We start from the raw sequence: 16,990 nt of genomic DNA, 5'->3' as shown, positions 1-16,990 counted from the left end.
TCATCCGGCCGACGGAGCGCAGGTTGTGGACGTACTCGCCGGTGAAGTCCTGGACGGGTGGGGCGTATTGCTGACAGGTCGATCCGCTGCTGCAGACCTTCCACGCCGCCGGTGACCCGCCCGGGTACAGCGGCGACAGCGGCAGTCGTGCGGCGGGCCGCGCGCGGCCCGTACACGGGCAGGCCAAGCGTTGACTTGAGGCCGAACTTTCCCAGCTTCAAGCTGCCCTTCGCGGCCGCCTTCGTAGTGTCGGCCGCCAACTTGGCGGTGCCGCCGATCATCCGGCCGGTCCCGCGGACGAGACGGGCGGTGAGCGCGGTGCTGCCCCGGGCGTACCCGTAGGCGCCGCCGCTGGCGGCGAGCGCGCCGAGCATCATCCCGACAGATCGCTCGCGTCTACCCTCACCTGCATGACGACCGATTGGATAGCGGAAGACCATCGCATCGCTCGAGGGCGGCGCTTTGACGAGCTCAGCAGTCCGCCCGCAATTCAGGTCGCCTCCCCGCCGCCGCTGTCCGAAGCGGAGATCTGCGAAGCGGAGGCAGAGCTGGGCATCGCGTTCCCGGACCAGTACCGAGAGTACTTGCTCCGGCAGAGCGCCGGCGGCGCGGTGAACCGGCTATGCCGCTCCGCGGCAGGCTGGGGCTGGCATGGAGACTCAAGCACCAACTACGACTTGCTCACTACTGACTTCCCGCATCCCGACTCCTACCGTGCTTACGAGGATGAGCTGGACGCGCGCGAGCCGCTGACGCAGGACTTCCCGGACCACAACGCCTACCAAGCGGCATGGGAGCAGTGGGACGCCGAGTACGGGGTGTTCCAGGAGCGCAAGACGTCCGGCGCTGTATTCATCCAGGACAACGGCTGTGGCTTCTCGACCCTGCTCGTTGTCACCGGTCCGCACCGGGGCTCACTGTGGTTCGACGGCCGGGCTACCTGCGACCAGATCCTTCCTCTGAACCTGTGCGGTCAGCCAGTGTCGTTCATGGACTGGCTCGCTCGCAGGTCCATGGATCTGGTCGGCTGGTGAACGCGGCCGGGCCGACACCGGGCGGAGTCGGCCTGGCCGCCCGGTCGCAGAATTCTTAACTCAACCACCGATGAGAACTCGGTCAGGCTAATCGCGGGTCGGGTCGGGTCGTTAGCGAGCGAGGACCGTACGCCAGCACCTGCGACACCTGCGATAGTTCCGACACCTTCGTCTCCGGGGCCGGGGGGCTCGGACCAGCCAACATCCACTCGCTGCCGCACACATCTCCACGACGGCAAATGGTGCCCCCCTGCCGGTGCCAAGCAACGGGATCGTTCCACCCCCCGAGCCGTGCCGGACAGAGCGCGTGGAGGCATACCGGCGCCTGCGGAAAGCCTCGTACGCTCGTTACGCAGTGCACCCATCGGCGCCGGGCTTGCCGTCACCCATGCTTCTGGCAGGTCGGGCAGGAGCCACTCCACGTGAGCCCGCTTGGTCCGTCCGGGCCTGGTCGCTCAGTCCGCAAGCCAGTTGCCGTGGAAGCCGTACGGCACGCGGGTCGGCAGATGAATGGTGGCGACCGGGTCGGCGGCGAGGTGGCCCGCGTCCAGGATGACCAGGTCGCTGCGGTCGGTGCCGGCGTCGTAGACGTAGGTCATGAGCCAGCCGGGGCCGTCCGCCGTGTCGTCGGCGGGGGCGAAGGCGGCCTCGCCGGGTGTGCGACGGGGCCCGAAGTCGTGCGCCGTCGCCGCGCCACTGCCCAGCTCGTATCGGACCAGTGAGCTGCCGCAGGTCACGTGCCCGTATGCGGCGTCCAGTCCGGTCAGCCGGTCGTCGACCCGGGGGAACTCGCCGGGGCGGTCGTCGCACTGCTCCTCACAGACCGTCCCGGTGGCCGGGTCGATCGTCCACTTCCAGAGCACGGCCTCCTGCCTGCGGTCGATGACGTCGCCGGTGCGCCGCCACAGCTCCGGGTAGCGCATGACGTGCAGCACGATGGTGCCGTCCGGCGCGTCGTAGGCGTTGAGCGGGTGGAAGACGTAGCACGGGTCGATGCCGAACCAGCGCACGTCGCCGTACGGGTCGTTGCGGCGCAGCACCCCCAGCCGGGCGCCGTAGCCGTCGTCCCAGCGGTAGGGCATGGTCCCGGCCATGGCCAGGTCCAGGTCGAAGACGACGGGCAGGTCCATGAAGACGACGTGCTCCGCGGTGAGGTTGAAGTCATGCATCATCGTCGGACCGGGCACCTCGACCGGCCTGCTGATCACCAGCTCGCCCGAGGCATCCGCCCGGTGGTAGGTGAGATACGGGGCCTCCAGCATCCCGTAGCCGAAGAAGTGCAGCTCCCCGGTGACCGGGCACGCCTTCGGGTGCGCGGTCATCGCGGTGCCCAGCTTCCCGCCGAAGTCGTATGCGCCGACCGTGTCCAGGTCGCGGGTGAGCTCGTAGGGCAGGGCCGTCTCGACCAGGGCGAGGGTCCGGCCCGCGTGCCGGACGACATGGGTGTTGGCCGGGCCCGCGGTGAGGTCGCGGTGGCCCTGGTCGTCGTAGGTCCGGGCCCCGTCGGTGTAACTGCGGGTGCGTACCCAGCGGTTGCGGTACGAGACGGCCCGGCCGCCCTCCAGCCGGACGCCGTGGATCATGCCGTCGCCGAAGAACCAGTGTCCGGAGGCGGCGTCGGCCGGGTTCGGCCCGTTGCGGAGGTACCAGCCGGCCAGCTCGGCGGGGATCCGCCCGGTCACCGGCAGGTCGTACGCGGTGAGTTCTTCGCCGACCGGGGCGTAGTTGCCCGCCTGGTGGGGCCGGGCCTGTTGTGCGGAGGTCATCGGGCACCGGCCTTGGCCTGGACGTGGGCGACGTAGCGGACGGTGAAAATCATCGGGAGGGCGAAGCCGGCGACCTGGATGAGCGTGGCGGGGGTCGAGTGGGCGTTTCCGGCGTGCGCCAGGACGGCGAGCACGACAGCGGTCAGGGCGAAGGCCGCGGTCCAGACGGCGGTGATGATGACGTTGGTCTGGATGAACGGCTTGAGCCCCCAGACCTCGCGCGGGGTGGTGCGCTTGGCGATGCCCAGCGTGAACGGCTTGCCGATGGCCAGTGAGACCCCGGCGATGACCGCCAGTGTGCCCGCCGACAGCGCCGCCGAGTAGTCGTGCACACCCGAGTCCGGGTTGGTGAAGGCGATGAAGGCCAGCACGGCGAAGAAGACCGCGGAGCCGGTCTCGATGATCAGCGCGTCGAATCCGGCACCTGCCCGTATCTGCTGGACGATCACGGCCACTGCGACCACCAGGGCGGCCAGCGCCGCCCACTGCCAGTCCCCCGAGGGCAGCGCGGCGAAGACGATCCAGGGGAGGAAGGTGCGCAGGTAGGACATGTGGGTCTCCGCTTCAGCGTTTCCATTTCGACATGTGAAAACTAGAAGGTCCAATGCTGACATGTCAATAGTGGAATGTAGACTGAGGGGCATGAGTCTTCGACACGCGCTGCTCGGGCTGCTCTCCGAGCGTCCCGCCAGCGGCTACGACCTGCTGAAACTCTTCGAGACGTCGCTGGCCACCGCCTGGCCGGCGACCCAGAGTCAGATCTACACCGAGCTGACCAAGCTGGCGGGCACAGGGCTGATCAACGTGGCGGCCGAGGGTCCGCGAGGCCGCAAGGAGTACGCCCTCACCGACGAGGGGCTGGCCGAACTGCGGCACTGGCTGACCGAGACCAAGCCGCAGCGGAACACCCGCAGCGACATTCTCCTGCGGGTGTTCTTTCTCGGGGTACTGACGCCCGAGCAGGCACGCGGCTACCTCACCGAGCTCATCGAGCTGTCCGATCAGGGGTACCAGGGTCTGCGCCGGCTGGAGGAGTCCGTCGACTGGGACGACGACAGTCTTTCGGTCTACGGCCGGATCGCCCTGGAGTACGGCCTGCGGTTCAACGCCATGCGCCGCGAGTGGGCCGAGTGGGCGGCCGGCCAGATCACCTGACGGCCGGCCGGCCGACGGGAGCGCTGCGGGGACCGGACTTCCCCTTGGAACCGCCCCTCGACCGCGTGTGAGTCACGGGCTTCGCAGACGTGGACACGAGCGGTGGAGCCCAGGAAATCGCGTACGGGCCGAGTGATCGCCATCGTTCAGCGATCACTCCCGCTTCTTCGCGGAGTTCACGGCATGCGGGAGCAGGGGTACGGAGACCCCGGTGACGGCCGCTGCGCTGCCCGGGTGTCCACCGCGCCTGAACCCGCAGTCGCCCCCCGGGGGGCTCAACGATCATCTTCCTCGGCCAGACAGTGCTGCTCGTCCACCGCACTACGCAGGGCATGGACGACTGAGTCCTGCGGGAGGGACGTGAGGAAACCGGACTCGCGGTGGAGCGATGGACCGCAGAGCGGGCAGCGAACGGACTGCCCTGCGCAACCGGTCTGGTCCGGCGGGCCGGCGGATCGGCAAACGCATCCATGCCCCGTACTGGGCGCTTGTCGCCATCACCGCACGCTCAGCCTCGGCCCGCCCCGAGCCTGGCCACGTCCCGCGGGGACACAGCCCGAATCTGCGGATCAGGCAATGGCGCCCTGGGGCGCCCCCTGCCGTGGTGAGATGATGCCAGCCCCGGCCACCGACCCTACGGTGATGGCATGACGGTGCTCAACAATTGGAGGCGCCAAGGGCGATCCGGGAACCGCGCGGTCGACGCCTTGGGCGTGGCTGTGCTGTGCGTGCTGTCGGTCGTGGCTGCCTCGGTCGACCCGCACCAGCACCAGTTCGTGTTGCGCTGGCCCGCCGTGGTGCTGGCTGCCGTCGGCTGCTCCGCGTTGGTCTGGCGGCGTCGCCACCCGTTCGGCGTACTGGCCGTCACCATTGGCTGCGGGGTGGTTTTTCAGATGCTCGGGTTTCGAGAGAGCCCGCTGGTGACAAGTCCGGTTCTGGTGTCCGTCTACAACGTGGCCGTGCGGACCGACCGGCGTACCGCCTGGACCGCGGCAGCTGTCTCGGCTGCCGTCCTGATAAGCGCCAACGCGGTGTGGACCTCGAATTCGTGGCTGGACCCGGACAAGGCTGCGATGCTGGCCTGGACGACCCTGCCGGCCGCCGTCGGGGACGGGCTGCGCTTACGGCGCGCCTACGTGGCGGCCGTCGAGGAACGGGCGGAGCACGCCGAGCGCACCCGCGAGCAGGAAGCACAGCAGCGAGTGGCGGCCGAACGCGTTCGGATCGCACGCGAGCTGCACGACATCGTCGCGCACCACATCGCCTTGATCAACGCTCAGGCAGGCGTCGCCGTTCATCTAGTGGACCAGCGCCCGGAACAAATCCTGACGGCTCTGGAGAACATCCGGGACACCAGCCGCTCCGCGCTGGACGAACTACGGGTGACCGTAGGCCTGCTGCGGCAGTCCGACGAGCCGGTGGCGCCCCGCGACCCGATGCCGGGCCTTGCGCAAGTACCAGCACTTCTGGCGTCGTTCGAACGCGCCGGGCTGGCGGTGAGCCACATGCGGCGGGGCACCACCGAACCGCTGGAGCCGGCGGTCGAATTGGCCGCGTACCGCATCGTGCAGGAGTCCTTGACCAATGTGCGCAAGCACGCCGGGGCCGACCATGCCCGGCTGTTCCTGCACTACGACCGTGAACGGCTGACGATCACCGTCGAGGACGACGGGTGCGCCGGACCGCACCATCCTCGCCCGGGGGCCGGTCACGGACTGATCGGGATGCGTGAACGGGCTACCACGATCGGGGGCACGCTGCATGCGGGACCGCGCCCCGAGGGCGGTTTCACCGTGACCGCCGAACTGCCGCTGCGCCCCAGCCCGGCACCGGATCGGAGACATGAGCATGATGATTCGCGTACTGCTTGCCGATGACCAGGCCCTGCTGCGGGCCACCTTCCGCATGCTGTTCGATGCGACGGAAGACATGGAGACCGTGGCCGAGGCGTCCAACGGCCGCGAGGCAGTCGAGTTGGCCGGCGCACAGCGCCCGGATGTGGTCCTGATGGACATCCGCATGCCGGAGATGGACGGCCTCGAGGCGACACGGCTCATCACTGAGTCTGAGGACCTTGCAGGTGTGAAAGTGCTCATCCTGACCACCTTCGAAGATGACGAGCACGTCGCCGACGCACTGCGTGCGGGTGCGAGCGGCTTTCTCGGCAAGGGTGCGAGACCCGAGGAGCTCCTCGATGCCGTCCGCACGGTCGCAGACGGCGAGGCGCTGCTGTCCCCGTCAGCGACACGAGCGTTGATCACTCGTTTTCTGGCCCAGCCGGATCCATGCCCGGCGGCCGTACACGAGCGGCTGGAGAGCTTGACGCCGAGGGAACGCGACGTCACGAGCCTGGTCGCGCTGGGCCTGTCCAACGACGAGATCGCCGAGCGCCTGTGCGTCAGCCCGCTGACCGCCAAGACCCACGTCAACCGGGCCATGACCAAGTTGGCAGCTCGTGACCGCGCCCAGCTCGTGGTCATCGCCTACCAGTGCGGGCTGGTCAGTCCGGCTACGGAACCAGAACCCGCATAGTCGCCAGCACCGTGCGTCCATCTTCTGTCCCAGCCGTAGGCCGACGTACCGCATACCGCAGCCGTGGTAGCTGGAAGTCGCTGCGTGGGGACGACGCGCTGAGGGCCGCTCCTGGGCGAAGGTGAAACCCTGAACGGAGGTTTCACCATGACCGAAGCCCACTGCCTGACCAAGAAGTCCCACGAGAAGACGGCCGTCGAGGAATGCCGCACGATCCGTGAACTTCTTGCCGGAAACGAACGCAAGTCCCGCGCACCCGATGAGGCAAGCGCGGTGCGGGCTCACCTGGCAACCTGCAACACATGCTGGGGCGAGTGCGATCGCCTCGCAGGCGTGCCCGCACACCTGTCTCTTCTGCGCGACGCTCTGGCCTGCGGCAAGGGCCGAAACACGCGGACGCACGCGGCCACCCGGCCTGACTGCAGCCACGCGTCACCCTGTCACCGCAGGCCACACCGAGCGGCCCTGACCAGGCAGCTCACGCTGTCTCAATGGGTCAACAGGACCACGTCGCACATCAGGTGAGCAGACCTCGCGGAAGCGACGACGTGCCTGGGGCGGAACGGCAAGGAGGCCCCTTTACGGGCGTCTCACTGGCGACCGGCGAAGAGCACTCGTACGGTTGATGAAGACACGGACGGTGGAGGGATCCACCGCCCGCAGCAGCAGCACCCCGCCGAACCCGGCGACCGCCGAGAGCGCGGCGGTGCCGAACGCGGCCGCGACCACCACCAGAACGGTCAGCACCGACTCCGCGCTCACCGGGTCGTGGTGGCGGGCAGGCCGGCGAGGCGGGCGCGGGAGACCCAGCTCGCCAGGGTGGTCTCGTTGATCCCCAGGTCTTCGGCGACCTCGGCGATCGTCTTGCCGGTCTCCGTGACGATCCGTACGGCCCCCTCACGGAACTCCGGATCGAACTTCCGTCGCTTCTCCGCCATGACTCCCAACTTCCCCTGCAGTCACGGTCTTCACGCTACGAGGGGAGGGACATCGACATCGCCTCCCGCCGCGTGGTCGGCTGGGCGACGGCCGATCACCTGCGGACCGAACTGGTCGCCGACGCCCTGACGGACGCCTGCCGCCGGCGTCGTCCCGCCCGTCCGGTGATCTTCCACTCCGATCGCGGCTGTCAGGGCGGATTCAACCGGTCGTCGCAACACCTCGAGAATCCGGAGGTGCGCGATGGGACGAGGTAAGCAGCAGAAGGTGCCGGAGGCGCCTGCGGATGCGCGACGCCAGTGGGCCGCCGATCGGGCGATGCGACCGCCGATGCGTTCACCGGGTCGGCCGGAGCCGTCTCGTGCGGTGCAGCGGGACTTCTGGCGGCGGATCGCGTCAGGAGTGACGACGGCAGAGGCCGCGGCGGCTGTTGGCGTTTCATGGCCGGTCGGATCCCGGTGGTTCCGTCACGCTGGCGGCATGCCGCCCATCAGCCTGGACGAGCCCACCGGCCGCTACCTGTCGTTCGCCGAGCGCGAGGAGATCGCGCTGCTGCGCGCCCAGGAGCTCGGCGTGCGCGAGATCGCCCGCAGGATCGGCCGCGACGCGGGCACGATCTCACGCGAGTTGCGCCGCAACGCGGCGACCCGCGGCGGCAAGCCGGTCTACCGGGCTCTGGTCGCGCAGTGGAAGGCGCAGCAGGCCGCGAAGCGCCCGAAGACTGCGAAGCTCGCAGGCAACGACAGGTTGCGTGAGTACGTGCAGGATCGGCTCGCCGGCAGTGTCCGTCGTCCCGACGGCACGATCGTCACCGGCCCCAAGACGCCCGCGTGGAAGGGGCTGAACAAGCCGCATCGGCAGGACAGACGATGGGCGACGGCATGGAGCCCGGAGCAGATCTCACGCCGTCTCCATGCCGACTTCCCCGATGATGAGTCCATGCGCATCAGCCACGAAGCCATCTACCAGGCGCTGTTCATCGAGGGCCGTGGCGCGCTCAAGCGGGAGCTGGTCACGTGTCTGCGTACCGGCCGGGCGCTGCGGACTCCCCGTGCACGGTCACAGAACAAGCCGCAGGGGCATGTCATCGCGGACGTCGTCCTCAGCGAACGCCCCGCCGAGGCTGGGGACCGTGCGGTCCCCGGACACTGGGAAGGCGATTTGATCATCGGAACGGGCCGATCCGCAATCGGCACGCTCGTCGAGCGCAGCAGCCGCTCCACGCTCCTCGTGCACCTGCCTCGGCTCGAGGGCTGGGGCGAGATTCCGCCCGTGAAGAACGGCACCTCACTCGGGGGCTATGGCGCGATCGCGATGAACGCGGCACTCACGACGTCAATGACGCGGCTGCCCGAGCAGCTACGCAAGACCCTCACCTGGGACCGTGGGAAGGAACTCTCCGGCCATGCCCAGTTCGCTCTCGACACCGGGACGAAGGTGTTCTTCGCCGATCCGCATTCGCCCTGGCAACGACCGACGAACGAGAACACGAACGGGCTGCTGCGTCAGTACTTCCCGAAGGGCACCGATCTTTCCCGGTGGTCGTCCACGGACCTCGAAGCCGTCGCGATGGCGATCAACAACCGGCCCCGCAAGAACCTCGGTTGGCGGACGCCGGCCGAGGTCTTCGAAGAGCAGCTACGCTCGCTGCAACAGCCCGGTGTTGCAACGACCAATTGAACTCGCCCAGTTCCGGTCACGAAAATTCGTCCGGGCGCTCGGCGGCCACCAGATGGCCGGTTCGATAGGAAGGGTCGGGGCGGCAGGCGACAACGCGGCCATGGAGTCCTTCTTCAGCCTGCTGCAGAAGAACGTCCTCGACCGTCGGGCGTGGGCCACCCGCGAGAAACTGCGGATCGCGATCGTGACCTGGATCGAGAGGACCTACCACCGGCGCCGCAGACAAGCCTCGCTCGGCCGGCTGACCCCCATCGAATTCGAGACCGTCATGACCACACCGGCCCTCCAGGTCGCGTGACCGAACCTGTCACCCAATCGTGCAGCAGACCCCACCGACTATCTCGCTCAGGTGTTGCCGGTGCTGCGCAGCGAACTGGACGCCTGGTTCTGCGACCATCTCGCGGCCGAGCCAGAGCAGTTGCTGGCCCTGCTGGATGCGCCGACCGTGACCTGCTGGCCGACCACCCCACCCCCCCCGTGCTGTACCACGCCGGCCGCGACATCGTCGTCGATCTCGATGCCGCCACCCGCCACCTGGTCGCCCTGTGTACGATCGCCCCCGAGGGACAGGGCCCGCTGGTCAACATCCGGGCCGAGCACTTCGAGCAGACCGTGCAGGACCTCATCGACCGTTCGCCCCACCATTCCCGCAACAAGCCCGGACGTGATTCCCATGCGCAGAGGCTGACTCGCTCCAGGGAAACCCGCGCGACATGACGGGGAAAACTCGAGATTGGCATCACCCAACCCGGCCCCGTGCAGCGGCCCAAACAAGCTCGAGTTCCATGCCTGCACCCCTCCGCAACAGGGCAGGGCGAAGCGAGACGTATTTTCACCGTGGGTGTGTACGAACCGGCTGACGTCCGGGGGAGAGGTGGGCACACTGATACAGCTATGCGTTGACTCAGGCCTCGGGGAACGTGATGAAACTGGTCGACATACGCCTGCGGTTCATCGCAGAGGAGATGACAGCCAAGGAACTCGTCCAGTTCCAGCGCCAGTTGGACAGCGAGCCAGAACTCCGCAGCCGGGTTAGGCGCATCGCGGCCGACGACGCGTCCGCCGGACCTGAAGGACGCATGGGCAGCAGCATGGCGCAGTTGCTTGCTGTATCACTGGGTAGCGGTGGAGCAGTCAGCGCCCTCGTCGCCGTACTGCCATCGCTGTTGCGAGCCCGTCGCTCGGATACCACCGTCGAGGTCACTCTCCCAGACGGCCGCAGCGCGAAGATCACGGCCGGTTCGGCAGAAGACGCACGGGCACTGCTGGAGTCAGCGCTACGCGATCACAGTAGCCAGGGGTAAGACATGCGGCTGCCAGAGCCGCGCGGATCACGGGCGATCCTCATCGGCACATCGGAGTACGACAGCGAAGACCTGCGCCCGCTGCTCGCCGTACGCAACAACCTCGACGTCCTGCAAGACATCCTCACCGCCGAGCAAACCGGCGGATTCCTTCCAGGACGCTGCAAGATCATCCAGGACGCCTCCGACCCACGTGAGATATGCCGCAGCCTGCATGAAGCCGCCACCGACGCACCGGACACGCTGCTGGTCTACTTCGCCGGACACGGCATCCTCAACAACGACCTCACACAGCTCCACCTCGCGCTGACCGGAACGGACCAAAACGACCTGCGCTGGACGTCCATTCCCTTCCAGGCCGTACGGGAGATCTTCGAGAACGCGGACTGCCGCAACAAGATCCTCATCCTCGACTGTTGCCACAGCGGCTGGGCCCTGGACGAGTTGATGGGCCCAGGCCCGGACGCCCGCATCGACCTCGACATCCGCGGTGTCCACGTGCTCGCGTCCGCCTCCCGCGACGAGGCCTCCATCGCTCCACCGGGCGAGCGCTACACCGCATTCACCGGCGAACTGATCCGCCTGCTGCGCGACGGCGTGCCAGCTGCGGCCGACCCCCTGCCGCTGACGGCCCTGTACACGCCGCTGACCCAAGCCCTCAAGGAACGAGGCTACCCCCGGCCCAAGCAGCAAGGCTCGGACCATTACGGCGAGTTGGGCCTCGTACGCAACCGCGCCGCCACCACCGCGCCGACGAGCGCGCCGCACGCACCGGCGCAGGGTGAGACGCCGCACAGGAAAGAGATCCGCTTCACGGCCAACCGCCAGTTCGCCAGACGACGCCTCTGGGCACTGCTGCTGCCCACCGAAGCACTGCTGGTCACGCTCGTACTGGTCACCCTGCCAGAAGGGGACGAATCCCTTTTCGCCGAGTCACCACGCGGCGCTGAACTCGCAGCGGGCATCGCCGGCGCACTCTTCCTGGTGTGGTGGACGAGCACTCTCTACCCCACCGGCTACTGCCTGGTCGTCAGATCCGACGGCATCGACCTGCGCTGCAACTCCTCGCGCCACTTCTACTACCCCTGGCACGCGGTCGCCCGCGTATGGATCCGCCCGCGCAGGCGCCGGCTACGCCGACGCCCCCGCTACGAAGTGATGGTGCGGCTGAAACCCGGAGTCCTCGTCTCCGAAGCCGCCTTCGCCACTGCCGGCCCGCGCAATGACCGGCGCGCCGGGGCACTGCGCTTCGCAGACCTGCGCAGGATCGAAGCCCGCCCCGAAGAAATCGACCTGGCACTGTCCCAGTGCGCCGACCTGGCCTGGACGCCGTGCCCCGAACTTGCGCCGCTGCCGCGCCGACAGGCCCCCACCTCCATCACTTTCACCAGCCGCCGCATCACCCTGGCCGCCATCGCACTCGTCTGCGGAGCCTCAGCGCTCAGCCAACTCACACGAGGCCTGCTACTGACCGAGGCGTGGACACACCTGACCGGCCTGACGATGTGCGCCGCGCAGCTCGTAGTCTGTGGCTTCGCCGTGACGCGCGTGCGGCACCCCGCACGCCTCACCGTCGACGGAGCGGGCATCGAATTCACCCGCGGAGAAACGACCCTTGCTTACGCCTGGTCCGAGATCAGCCACATCGGCGTGGTCCCCTGGCCTCCCAGAAGCGACAGAAACGGCGTGCTGGCCATACGCCCGGCCACACAAGCCGAGAAACCCGTAGACCGAACAAACCCCCTACTGCCCCGACTGACAGCCGGGACAATCACCATCTGCCCGCTGTACGAGATCACAGCACACACGAACGCCGTGGAGGAAGCCCTCGCGGACTTCGGCACCGATGAACAGCTCGCTTCCAACGCGAGCACCTGGATGCACACCTCTCTGGGCGAAGAAGGACAACTCTTCCGGGGACGACTGCCGAGGACCTGGGTAAGCGCAGCCTTTGTCCTAGTCGCGCTGCCAACCCTTGCCATGGGAAGCACCTACAACCCGATCGCCTGGGTGCTCTTGCTCAGAAACACGATTTTTCTGCCCCTGCTCTTCATCGGAGGACCGCTATACGCGTTCAAAGACGCGGACCAAGTGCTCTTCCGCGTCACCGCCGCAGGCTTCGACCTACAGTTCCTGCAGCACCGCGTGCACGTCCCATGGCGAGACATCGAACGCATCGGACTGGTCGTCAGACGCGATCCGCTGGACGAATCGGTCATGGTCTGGCTGCGCCCCGGAGCAAAAATCCCGAAACCCCGCTGGTCGTGCCTGACCCGCAAACACGGCGGACTGCGTGTCCTGTCCCTCCAAAAGTGCCGCGTCGACGCCGAAACCACGGACATCGACCAGGCCATCGCCCGCTACGCCGGCCGCAAGCACTCGCGCATCATGTACATCCACGACGAGTCCGCAACAGGCCCAGACACAGAGCCCAACTTGCCGTAACACCCGCCCCGCCTCTTTGACTGCTCTGCAGCCTCCGCCCGTACCGCCGCAACATCATGCGGGGTGCATTGGCATCACCGGGAGACCACCGCGCCCGAAGTGGACGCCGACCTGGTCGATCACGGCACGATCGTGCGCCGCTTCATCTGGTCATCTGGATCAACCACGACCACACGGATCTTCGTGTGGCACCGAGGAAATCTTCGGCCCACCTGGGATTCTCAAAAGATCATAAGAGGTTCTGTGCATCACCATCCCGGACAAACTCCCACTCTGGAATGCTGAGCTTGAATCAACTGCGAGCATTGCCCAGGGGGACGGTCATGCAGTGGACGACGTCCATCACTTGTGGCGCACTGGGTGGCCTAGTAGTGGAGATCGTGGTGTTCTACGGACGTATCGCGACGTGGCAAGCCGCCCGCCATCGAGCCCTGTCGAAGGACAAGACGAGGGATCAGCTACCACCGCTCGGCAAGTACATCGACGCACCTTCCGACGCGCTGGCGGCCTTCACCCGGCTCTCCCTCGGCGCCGGTGCCGGATGGATCTTCTCCCCGCAACTGACCGGAGTATTCGCAGCAGTCGCGGTGGGAGCCTCGGCTCCGGCGCTACTGCGCCAACTCGGTAGCGCAAAGACCATCCAAGCAGCGATCAGCGGAAATAACTCCGCTGCTCCAGTCATAGAACCGGCCCAGCACTCCACCCTCTCGCCGGACGAAGCGGAGGTCCGGCCATGAGCAACTTCCGTCAACGCTATTGGGCGTCGCTGACCGATTCTAAGGACGACACCCTTGAATCGCTGGACCACATCATCGAACACGGGCGCCGCAAGGACCGACCCCTGTGGCGCAGGTACCTCGCCTCATTGCTCGACGTCGAACTGACCGAAAAGGAGCCATCCGAGAACGCAAGGCGCAATCCGACCACCGAAATCCGGAGCGTCGCCGCTCCCGTCCGTAGGAACTGGCTGGCCGTCGCCGCTTCCGTACTTCTGGTCTTCGGAGCCGGGTTCGGCACCTCGTTCTCTCTGAACGACCAGAAGGCAGCGGCTTCGCCCGCCGTCATCGGTGCGGCCTCCACGCTGCCCGCAGGAGCACATAAGGAGGCCGGAAAGTACGCATGGGTTACGCCCGCGGGCTGGCGGCGAGATGTGAAGACAGGCACCGAGGTGCACTACACCTCCCCGGACGGCGATCAGGAGATCGTGGCCAAGTCCTCACTAGCCCATGGCGACCTGATGCACACCTGGAAGATCTCGGAGCAGAACGCCCACCAGTCCGAAAACTACCGGAAGATCCGTCTGACAAAGGCCACTTTCCGCGGCTGGCCCTCAGTCGTGTGGGAATACACCTTCACGCTGGGAGGGGTGCGCTGGCACGCCCTGCTCACCGGCTTCAACGCCCACGGCAGAAATTACCAGATCAGCACTTGGTACCAGCCGGATGTCGAGATCCAGGCGCTCAAGACATTCAGCGTGGTGAAGGACAGCTTCACTGTGCTCTGAACTTCCCAACACCCCTGGAAGGTGTGCACGGAGCAGCTGCTCCCAGCTGGCGCGGGGACGTTGCTCGGCTGGTCGGCGAAGTTCCACCTCGCAGCAGGCGACCAGACGCTTGGACGTGACCATCCTCCTCGCGAGAGTGAAGTGTGGGAGAGTCCTCCGGAATGCCGGGCCGACACCTACCGAGCAAACGGGTGTGCGGTGGCCTTCAGGCCGCGGGACGCCAGCGGCCTCGGGGGATGCAGGTGCTCGGGCAACAGGTCGAGGTGGTGCCTGGCCTGCTCGGCGGCAGGACTGCGAGGACAGTGCTCAAGTATCTGCTGCCAGATGTCCCGTGCGCGGTCGAGGTCTTCGTCTTTATGTCCTCGCCGGGACACCGACCGCGCCTCCAGGGCAAGTGCGAGGTGGGCCCATTCCTGCGCGTCGCCCACGGAATGTTCCACGGCCTTCTCCAGGAGAGGGACGGCCTCACGGACTCGGCCCTCACGGTAGGCGACCCACCCGCGGGCATCTTCGCACACCGCCAGCCCGCCCGGGTCCAGGTTGTCCGGTGCGCTCTTCAGAGCACTCTTCGCCATGCGATGTGCCTTCTTGAGCTGGATGCCTTGCTCGGCGTAGAACATCGCGAGGCGTGCCTTCAGGGTGACAAGCGCGGCGCGCAGCGCCTGCTCCTCGTCAGCGCCGCGAGACCTGTCTAGCCGAGCGGAGCAGGCCTCCTGTGGACTTGATCCGCTTTGACGAACATCCGAGATCAGGGGTTCTGCCCCGGGAGGATGTCCATCATGGAGAGCATGGGGAGGAAGAAGCCTCGGCCTCGTCGTTCGTTCACTCCGGAGTTCAAGGCCGAGATCGTGGAGCTGTGCCGTCGTGGTGACCGCTCGGTCGGTCAGATTGCCAAGGACTTTGACCTGACTGAGACCGCGGTGCGGCTGTGGGTCAGCCAGGCCGAGGCCGACGCGGGCGAACGCGATGGCCTGACCAGCAGCGAACGCGAGGAACTGGCCGCGCTGTGGCGGGAGAACCGCCGGCTGCGCGAGGATGTCGACATCCTCAAGCGGGCCACGGCTTTCTTCGCGAAGGAGACCCGGTGACGGTGCATCCGTTCATCGAGGCGGAGAAGCGAGACGGTCACAACGTCAAGCGCGCGTGTGAACTGCTGCAGGTCTCCCGAACCGCCTTCTATGCCCGCCGCAGTGGCAAGCCCGGTCCGCGGGCGGTCCGTGATGCCGAGCTGACCGGGCAGATCACCGAGGTCCACGCCAAGTCGCGCGGCACCTACGGCGCTCCACGCATCCACGCCGTGCTGAAACGCGAGGGTGAAGTCTGCGGACGCCGCCGCATCGCCCGACTGATGCGGGCGGCGGCCTGGAGGGCCGATCCCGCAGACGACGGCACCTGACCACCGTCCCTGACCCTCGCGCCGCCGCCCGGCCCGACCTCATCTTGCGGCAGTTCGGTCCCGACCCAGCCGGCGTCGACACCCGCTGGTGCGGCGACATCACGTATGTCCCGACCGAGGAGGGCTGGCTGTATCTGGCCACGGTCATCGACATCGCCTCCCGCCGCGTGGTCGGCTGGGCCACGGCCGATCACCTGCGAACCGAGCTGGTCGCCGACGCCCTCACGGCGGCCTGCCGACAGCGTCGCCCCACCCGTCCGGTGATCTTTCACTCGGACCGCGGCTGCCAGTACACCAGCCATCAATTCGCCACCCTGGCAAAGGAGTTGGGCGTCCCCCTGTCCGTCGGCCGCACCGGTCAGTGCTGGGACAACGCGCTCGCCGAGTCGTTCTTCGCCACCATCAAACGGGAGTTGCTCGACACAAGCTCCTGGCCCAGCCGGGCCGCCGCCCGCACCGCGATCTTCGACTTCATCGAGGGCTGGTACAACTTGCACCGACTGCACAGCAGCCTCGGCTACCGCAGTCCCGCCGAATACGAGACCGCACTCGCAGCCTGACCACCACACCGACAGTGTCCGTCAAAGCAGAACAAGCTCACACCAGGCTCTACGTCAAAGGCATGGGCACCCAGAGAGTCCGTTAAGGATCTCCTGACGACAAACCGTCAAGGAAGTCCTGAGACCCCACACCGACAGCCGCCCGGGCACAACAGACAGATCGAGGTTCAGTGGCGGTGCCCGAGCGTCGGCAGCCCACCGGAGACCGTCCGCACACTGCGGCCCTTGCTCTTCTTGTCCGCAGCCCGTCTCGCGGCAGGCAAAGCACCGGCCATGCTCCGCAGCCGGCCCGCGACTTCTGCGTCGCCAGCCTTTTGATATTCGGTAGCGGCACGCCGCATGGCAGCCTGTGTCTGCCGCACCAGAAGATCCCGGTAAGCCTCAAGGAAACCGGTGACCCGCACAGCGCCGGGAGCTCCGCGAACACACAAGTGCAGCCGCTTCGGCTGGTCCGGCGGGGCGGGGGCGACATGACGATCTGCCGCAAGGGCGGCTACACCTCCGGCATCCGGCCGTCCACGTCCATCACGGGCAGGGAGAAGGAGCTGAACGCCGCCTCCTACGGCTTCACGGGCAGCATGCGGGATGCCGAGTACGACCACCTCTTATCCGGGGTCGCGACGCTGTGAAGGATTGATTGTCCTGGACCGTTCGCCAGCGGTATGCCGCTGACGA

At 67.2% G+C, this 16,990-nt stretch carries 19 protein-coding genes and 2 pseudogenes; 15 read left to right on the top strand and 6 right to left on the bottom strand.

The genetic code is table 11. From position 1 onward, the window contains the following. Positions 1-410: 410 nt before the first annotated feature. Complete coding sequence (locus OIC96_RS00570; RefSeq protein WP_330309854.1) at positions 411-1,034, top strand: SMI1/KNR4 family protein; 624 nt, start codon at positions 411-413, stop codon at positions 1,032-1,034. A gap of 455 nt (positions 1,035-1,489) precedes the next feature. On the opposite strand, the gene OIC96_RS00565 is transcribed toward OIC96_RS00570, so the two are convergent. Both OIC96_RS00565 and OIC96_RS00560 read right to left on the bottom strand, forming a co-directional pair. Next, the gene (locus OIC96_RS00565) at positions 1,490-2,800 is read right to left on the bottom strand and encodes a carotenoid oxygenase family protein (protein ID WP_330309855.1); all 1,311 of its coding nucleotides are present in this window, start codon (positions 2,798-2,800) and stop codon (positions 1,490-1,492) included. Next, entirely contained in the window at positions 2,797-3,351 is a 555-nt protein-coding gene (locus OIC96_RS00560) for a hypothetical protein (RefSeq protein WP_330309856.1), read from the bottom strand. The genes OIC96_RS00565 and OIC96_RS00560 overlap by 4 nt, the downstream gene beginning before the upstream one ends. 91 nt (positions 3,352-3,442) lie before the next feature. Here OIC96_RS00560 and OIC96_RS00555 point away from each other — a divergent pair, with 91 nt between their 5' ends. The 3 genes from OIC96_RS00555 to OIC96_RS00545 all read left to right on the top strand — a co-directional run bounded on the left by OIC96_RS00555 (position 3,443) and on the right by OIC96_RS00545 (position 6,487). Beyond that, complete coding sequence (locus OIC96_RS00555; protein WP_330301790.1) at positions 3,443-3,955, top strand: PadR family transcriptional regulator; 513 nt, start codon at positions 3,443-3,445, stop codon at positions 3,953-3,955. Between the two features lie 647 nt (positions 3,956-4,602). Further along, positions 4,603-5,832: a sensor histidine kinase gene (locus OIC96_RS00550; protein WP_330309857.1), complete on the top strand. Its 1,230-nt coding sequence runs from the start codon at positions 4,603-4,605 to the stop codon at positions 5,830-5,832. After that, the gene (locus OIC96_RS00545; RefSeq protein WP_330310421.1) at positions 5,804-6,487 is read left to right on the top strand and encodes a response regulator transcription factor; all 684 of its coding nucleotides are present in this window, start codon (positions 5,804-5,806) and stop codon (positions 6,485-6,487) included. The genes OIC96_RS00550 and OIC96_RS00545 overlap by 29 nt, the downstream gene beginning before the upstream one ends. Positions 6,488-7,066: 579 nt before the next feature. Here the strand turns inward: OIC96_RS00545 and OIC96_RS00540 are convergent. Beyond that, entirely contained in the window at positions 7,067-7,249 is a 183-nt protein-coding gene (locus OIC96_RS00540; protein WP_327434809.1) for a hypothetical protein, read from the bottom strand. Next, positions 7,246-7,425: a transposase gene (locus tag OIC96_RS00535; RefSeq protein WP_330309858.1), complete on the bottom strand. Its 180-nt coding sequence runs from the start codon at positions 7,423-7,425 to the stop codon at positions 7,246-7,248. Before OIC96_RS00535 ends, OIC96_RS00540 begins: the two co-directional genes overlap by 4 nt. Positions 7,426-7,476: 51 nt before the next feature. Between OIC96_RS00535 and OIC96_RS00530 the strand changes: the two are divergent. From OIC96_RS00530 to OIC96_RS00520, 3 genes and pseudogenes are all read left to right on the top strand, one after another. Further along, a pseudogene (locus tag OIC96_RS00530) lies at positions 7,477-7,620 on the top strand (DDE-type integrase/transposase/recombinase); the annotation flags it as partial. A 124-nt stretch (positions 7,621-7,744) separates the two neighbouring features. Next, the gene (locus OIC96_RS00525) at positions 7,745-9,106 is read left to right on the top strand and encodes an IS30 family transposase (RefSeq protein WP_443058527.1); all 1,362 of its coding nucleotides are present in this window, start codon (positions 7,745-7,747) and stop codon (positions 9,104-9,106) included. 4 nt (positions 9,107-9,110) lie between these two features. Further along, positions 9,111-9,404: pseudogene (locus OIC96_RS00520) on the top strand (integrase core domain-containing protein); the annotation flags it as partial. A gap of 47 nt (positions 9,405-9,451) precedes the next feature. Here OIC96_RS00520 and OIC96_RS00515 read toward each other — a convergent pair. Further along, positions 9,452-9,781, bottom strand: coding sequence for a hypothetical protein (locus OIC96_RS00515; RefSeq protein ID WP_330309860.1), 330 nt, complete (start codon positions 9,779-9,781; stop codon positions 9,452-9,454). A 248-nt stretch (positions 9,782-10,029) separates the two neighbouring features. Here OIC96_RS00515 and OIC96_RS00510 point away from each other — a divergent pair, with 248 nt between their 5' ends. From OIC96_RS00510 to OIC96_RS00495, 4 genes are all read left to right on the top strand, one after another. After that, positions 10,030-10,410 carry an effector-associated constant component EACC1 gene (locus OIC96_RS00510; protein ID WP_330309861.1) on the top strand — a complete coding sequence of 127 codons (381 nt, stop codon included), beginning with the start codon at positions 10,030-10,032 and terminating at the stop codon, positions 10,408-10,410. A 3-nt stretch (positions 10,411-10,413) separates the two neighbouring features. Continuing rightward, the gene (locus OIC96_RS00505; protein WP_330309862.1) at positions 10,414-12,855 is read left to right on the top strand and encodes a caspase family protein; all 2,442 of its coding nucleotides are present in this window, start codon (positions 10,414-10,416) and stop codon (positions 12,853-12,855) included. A 323-nt stretch (positions 12,856-13,178) separates the two neighbouring features. Further along, a complete protein-coding gene (locus OIC96_RS00500; RefSeq protein ID WP_330309863.1) occupies positions 13,179-13,592 on the top strand; it encodes a hypothetical protein in 414 nt (137 codons plus the stop codon). After that, positions 13,589-14,359, top strand: coding sequence for a hypothetical protein (locus OIC96_RS00495; RefSeq protein ID WP_330309864.1), 771 nt, complete (start codon positions 13,589-13,591; stop codon positions 14,357-14,359). The genes OIC96_RS00500 and OIC96_RS00495 overlap by 4 nt, the downstream gene beginning before the upstream one ends. A 176-nt stretch (positions 14,360-14,535) precedes the next feature. Here OIC96_RS00495 and OIC96_RS00490 read toward each other — a convergent pair whose 3' ends face one another. Next, positions 14,536-14,934, bottom strand: coding sequence for a tetratricopeptide repeat protein (locus tag OIC96_RS00490; RefSeq protein ID WP_330309865.1), 399 nt, complete (start codon positions 14,932-14,934; stop codon positions 14,536-14,538). A 204-nt stretch (positions 14,935-15,138) separates the two neighbouring features. On the opposite strand from OIC96_RS00490, the gene OIC96_RS00485 reads away from it, so the two are divergent. The 4 genes from OIC96_RS00485 (at position 15,139) to OIC96_RS00470 (ending at position 16,944) form a co-directional block, all read left to right on the top strand. After that, entirely contained in the window at positions 15,139-15,447 is a 309-nt protein-coding gene (locus OIC96_RS00485; protein WP_406501197.1) for a transposase, read from the top strand. Then, positions 15,444-15,755, top strand: a complete 312-nt coding sequence (locus tag OIC96_RS00480; protein WP_330309866.1) for an IS3 family transposase — start codon at positions 15,444-15,446, stop codon at positions 15,753-15,755. The genes OIC96_RS00485 and OIC96_RS00480 overlap by 4 nt, the downstream gene beginning before the upstream one ends. Beyond that, the gene (locus OIC96_RS00475; protein WP_330462163.1) at positions 15,680-16,315 is read left to right on the top strand and encodes an IS3 family transposase; all 636 of its coding nucleotides are present in this window, start codon (positions 15,680-15,682) and stop codon (positions 16,313-16,315) included. Before OIC96_RS00480 ends, OIC96_RS00475 begins: the two co-directional genes overlap by 76 nt. Positions 16,316-16,785: 470 nt before the next feature. Beyond that, positions 16,786-16,944: a hypothetical protein gene (locus OIC96_RS00470; RefSeq protein ID WP_330310442.1), complete on the top strand. Its 159-nt coding sequence runs from the start codon at positions 16,786-16,788 to the stop codon at positions 16,942-16,944. The last annotated feature ends 46 nt before the right edge of the window (positions 16,945-16,990 follow it).

This window comes from Streptomyces sp. NBC_00775, assembly GCF_036347135.1.
Classification (GTDB): domain Bacteria; phylum Actinomycetota; class Actinomycetes; order Streptomycetales; family Streptomycetaceae; genus Streptomyces; species Streptomyces lutosisoli.
The sequence above is the reverse complement of the archived record's forward strand: the minus strand, read 5'-3'. Positions and strand labels throughout refer to the sequence as shown.

What these genes read in the sequence shown, in the direction of transcription:
- OIC96_RS00535 (WP_330309858.1), bottom strand. Translation starts at nt 7,425, where the DNA reads ATGGCGGAGAAGCGACGGAAGTTCGATCCGGAGTTCCGTGAGGGGGCC.
- OIC96_RS00485 (WP_406501197.1), top strand. Translation starts at nt 15,139, where the DNA reads ATGGAGAGCATGGGGAGGAAGAAGCCTCGGCCTCGTCGTTCGTTCACT.
- OIC96_RS00560 (WP_330309856.1), bottom strand. Translation starts at nt 3,351, where the DNA reads ATGTCCTACCTGCGCACCTTCCTCCCCTGGATCGTCTTCGCCGCGCTG.
- OIC96_RS00505 (WP_330309862.1), top strand. Translation starts at nt 10,414, where the DNA reads ATGCGGCTGCCAGAGCCGCGCGGATCACGGGCGATCCTCATCGGCACA.
- OIC96_RS00495 (WP_330309864.1), top strand. Translation starts at nt 13,589, where the DNA reads ATGAGCAACTTCCGTCAACGCTATTGGGCGTCGCTGACCGATTCTAAG.
- OIC96_RS00565 (WP_330309855.1), bottom strand. Translation starts at nt 2,800, where the DNA reads ATGACCTCCGCACAACAGGCCCGGCCCCACCAGGCGGGCAACTACGCC.
- OIC96_RS00525 (WP_443058527.1), top strand. Translation starts at nt 7,745, where the DNA reads ATGCGACCGCCGATGCGTTCACCGGGTCGGCCGGAGCCGTCTCGTGCG.
- OIC96_RS00470 (WP_330310442.1), top strand. Translation starts at nt 16,786, where the DNA reads ATGACGATCTGCCGCAAGGGCGGCTACACCTCCGGCATCCGGCCGTCC.
- OIC96_RS00510 (WP_330309861.1), top strand. Translation starts at nt 10,030, where the DNA reads ATGAAACTGGTCGACATACGCCTGCGGTTCATCGCAGAGGAGATGACA.
- OIC96_RS00555 (WP_330301790.1), top strand. Translation starts at nt 3,443, where the DNA reads ATGAGTCTTCGACACGCGCTGCTCGGGCTGCTCTCCGAGCGTCCCGCC.
- OIC96_RS00570 (WP_330309854.1), top strand. Translation starts at nt 411, where the DNA reads ATGACGACCGATTGGATAGCGGAAGACCATCGCATCGCTCGAGGGCGG.
- OIC96_RS00545 (WP_330310421.1), top strand. Translation starts at nt 5,804, where the DNA reads ATGATGATTCGCGTACTGCTTGCCGATGACCAGGCCCTGCTGCGGGCC.
- OIC96_RS00500 (WP_330309863.1), top strand. Translation starts at nt 13,179, where the DNA reads ATGCAGTGGACGACGTCCATCACTTGTGGCGCACTGGGTGGCCTAGTA.
- OIC96_RS00490 (WP_330309865.1), bottom strand. Translation starts at nt 14,934, where the DNA reads ATGGCGAAGAGTGCTCTGAAGAGCGCACCGGACAACCTGGACCCGGGC.
- OIC96_RS00550 (WP_330309857.1), top strand. Translation starts at nt 4,603, where the DNA reads ATGACGGTGCTCAACAATTGGAGGCGCCAAGGGCGATCCGGGAACCGC.
- OIC96_RS00515 (WP_330309860.1), bottom strand. Translation starts at nt 9,781, where the DNA reads ATGGGAATCACGTCCGGGCTTGTTGCGGGAATGGTGGGGCGAACGGTC.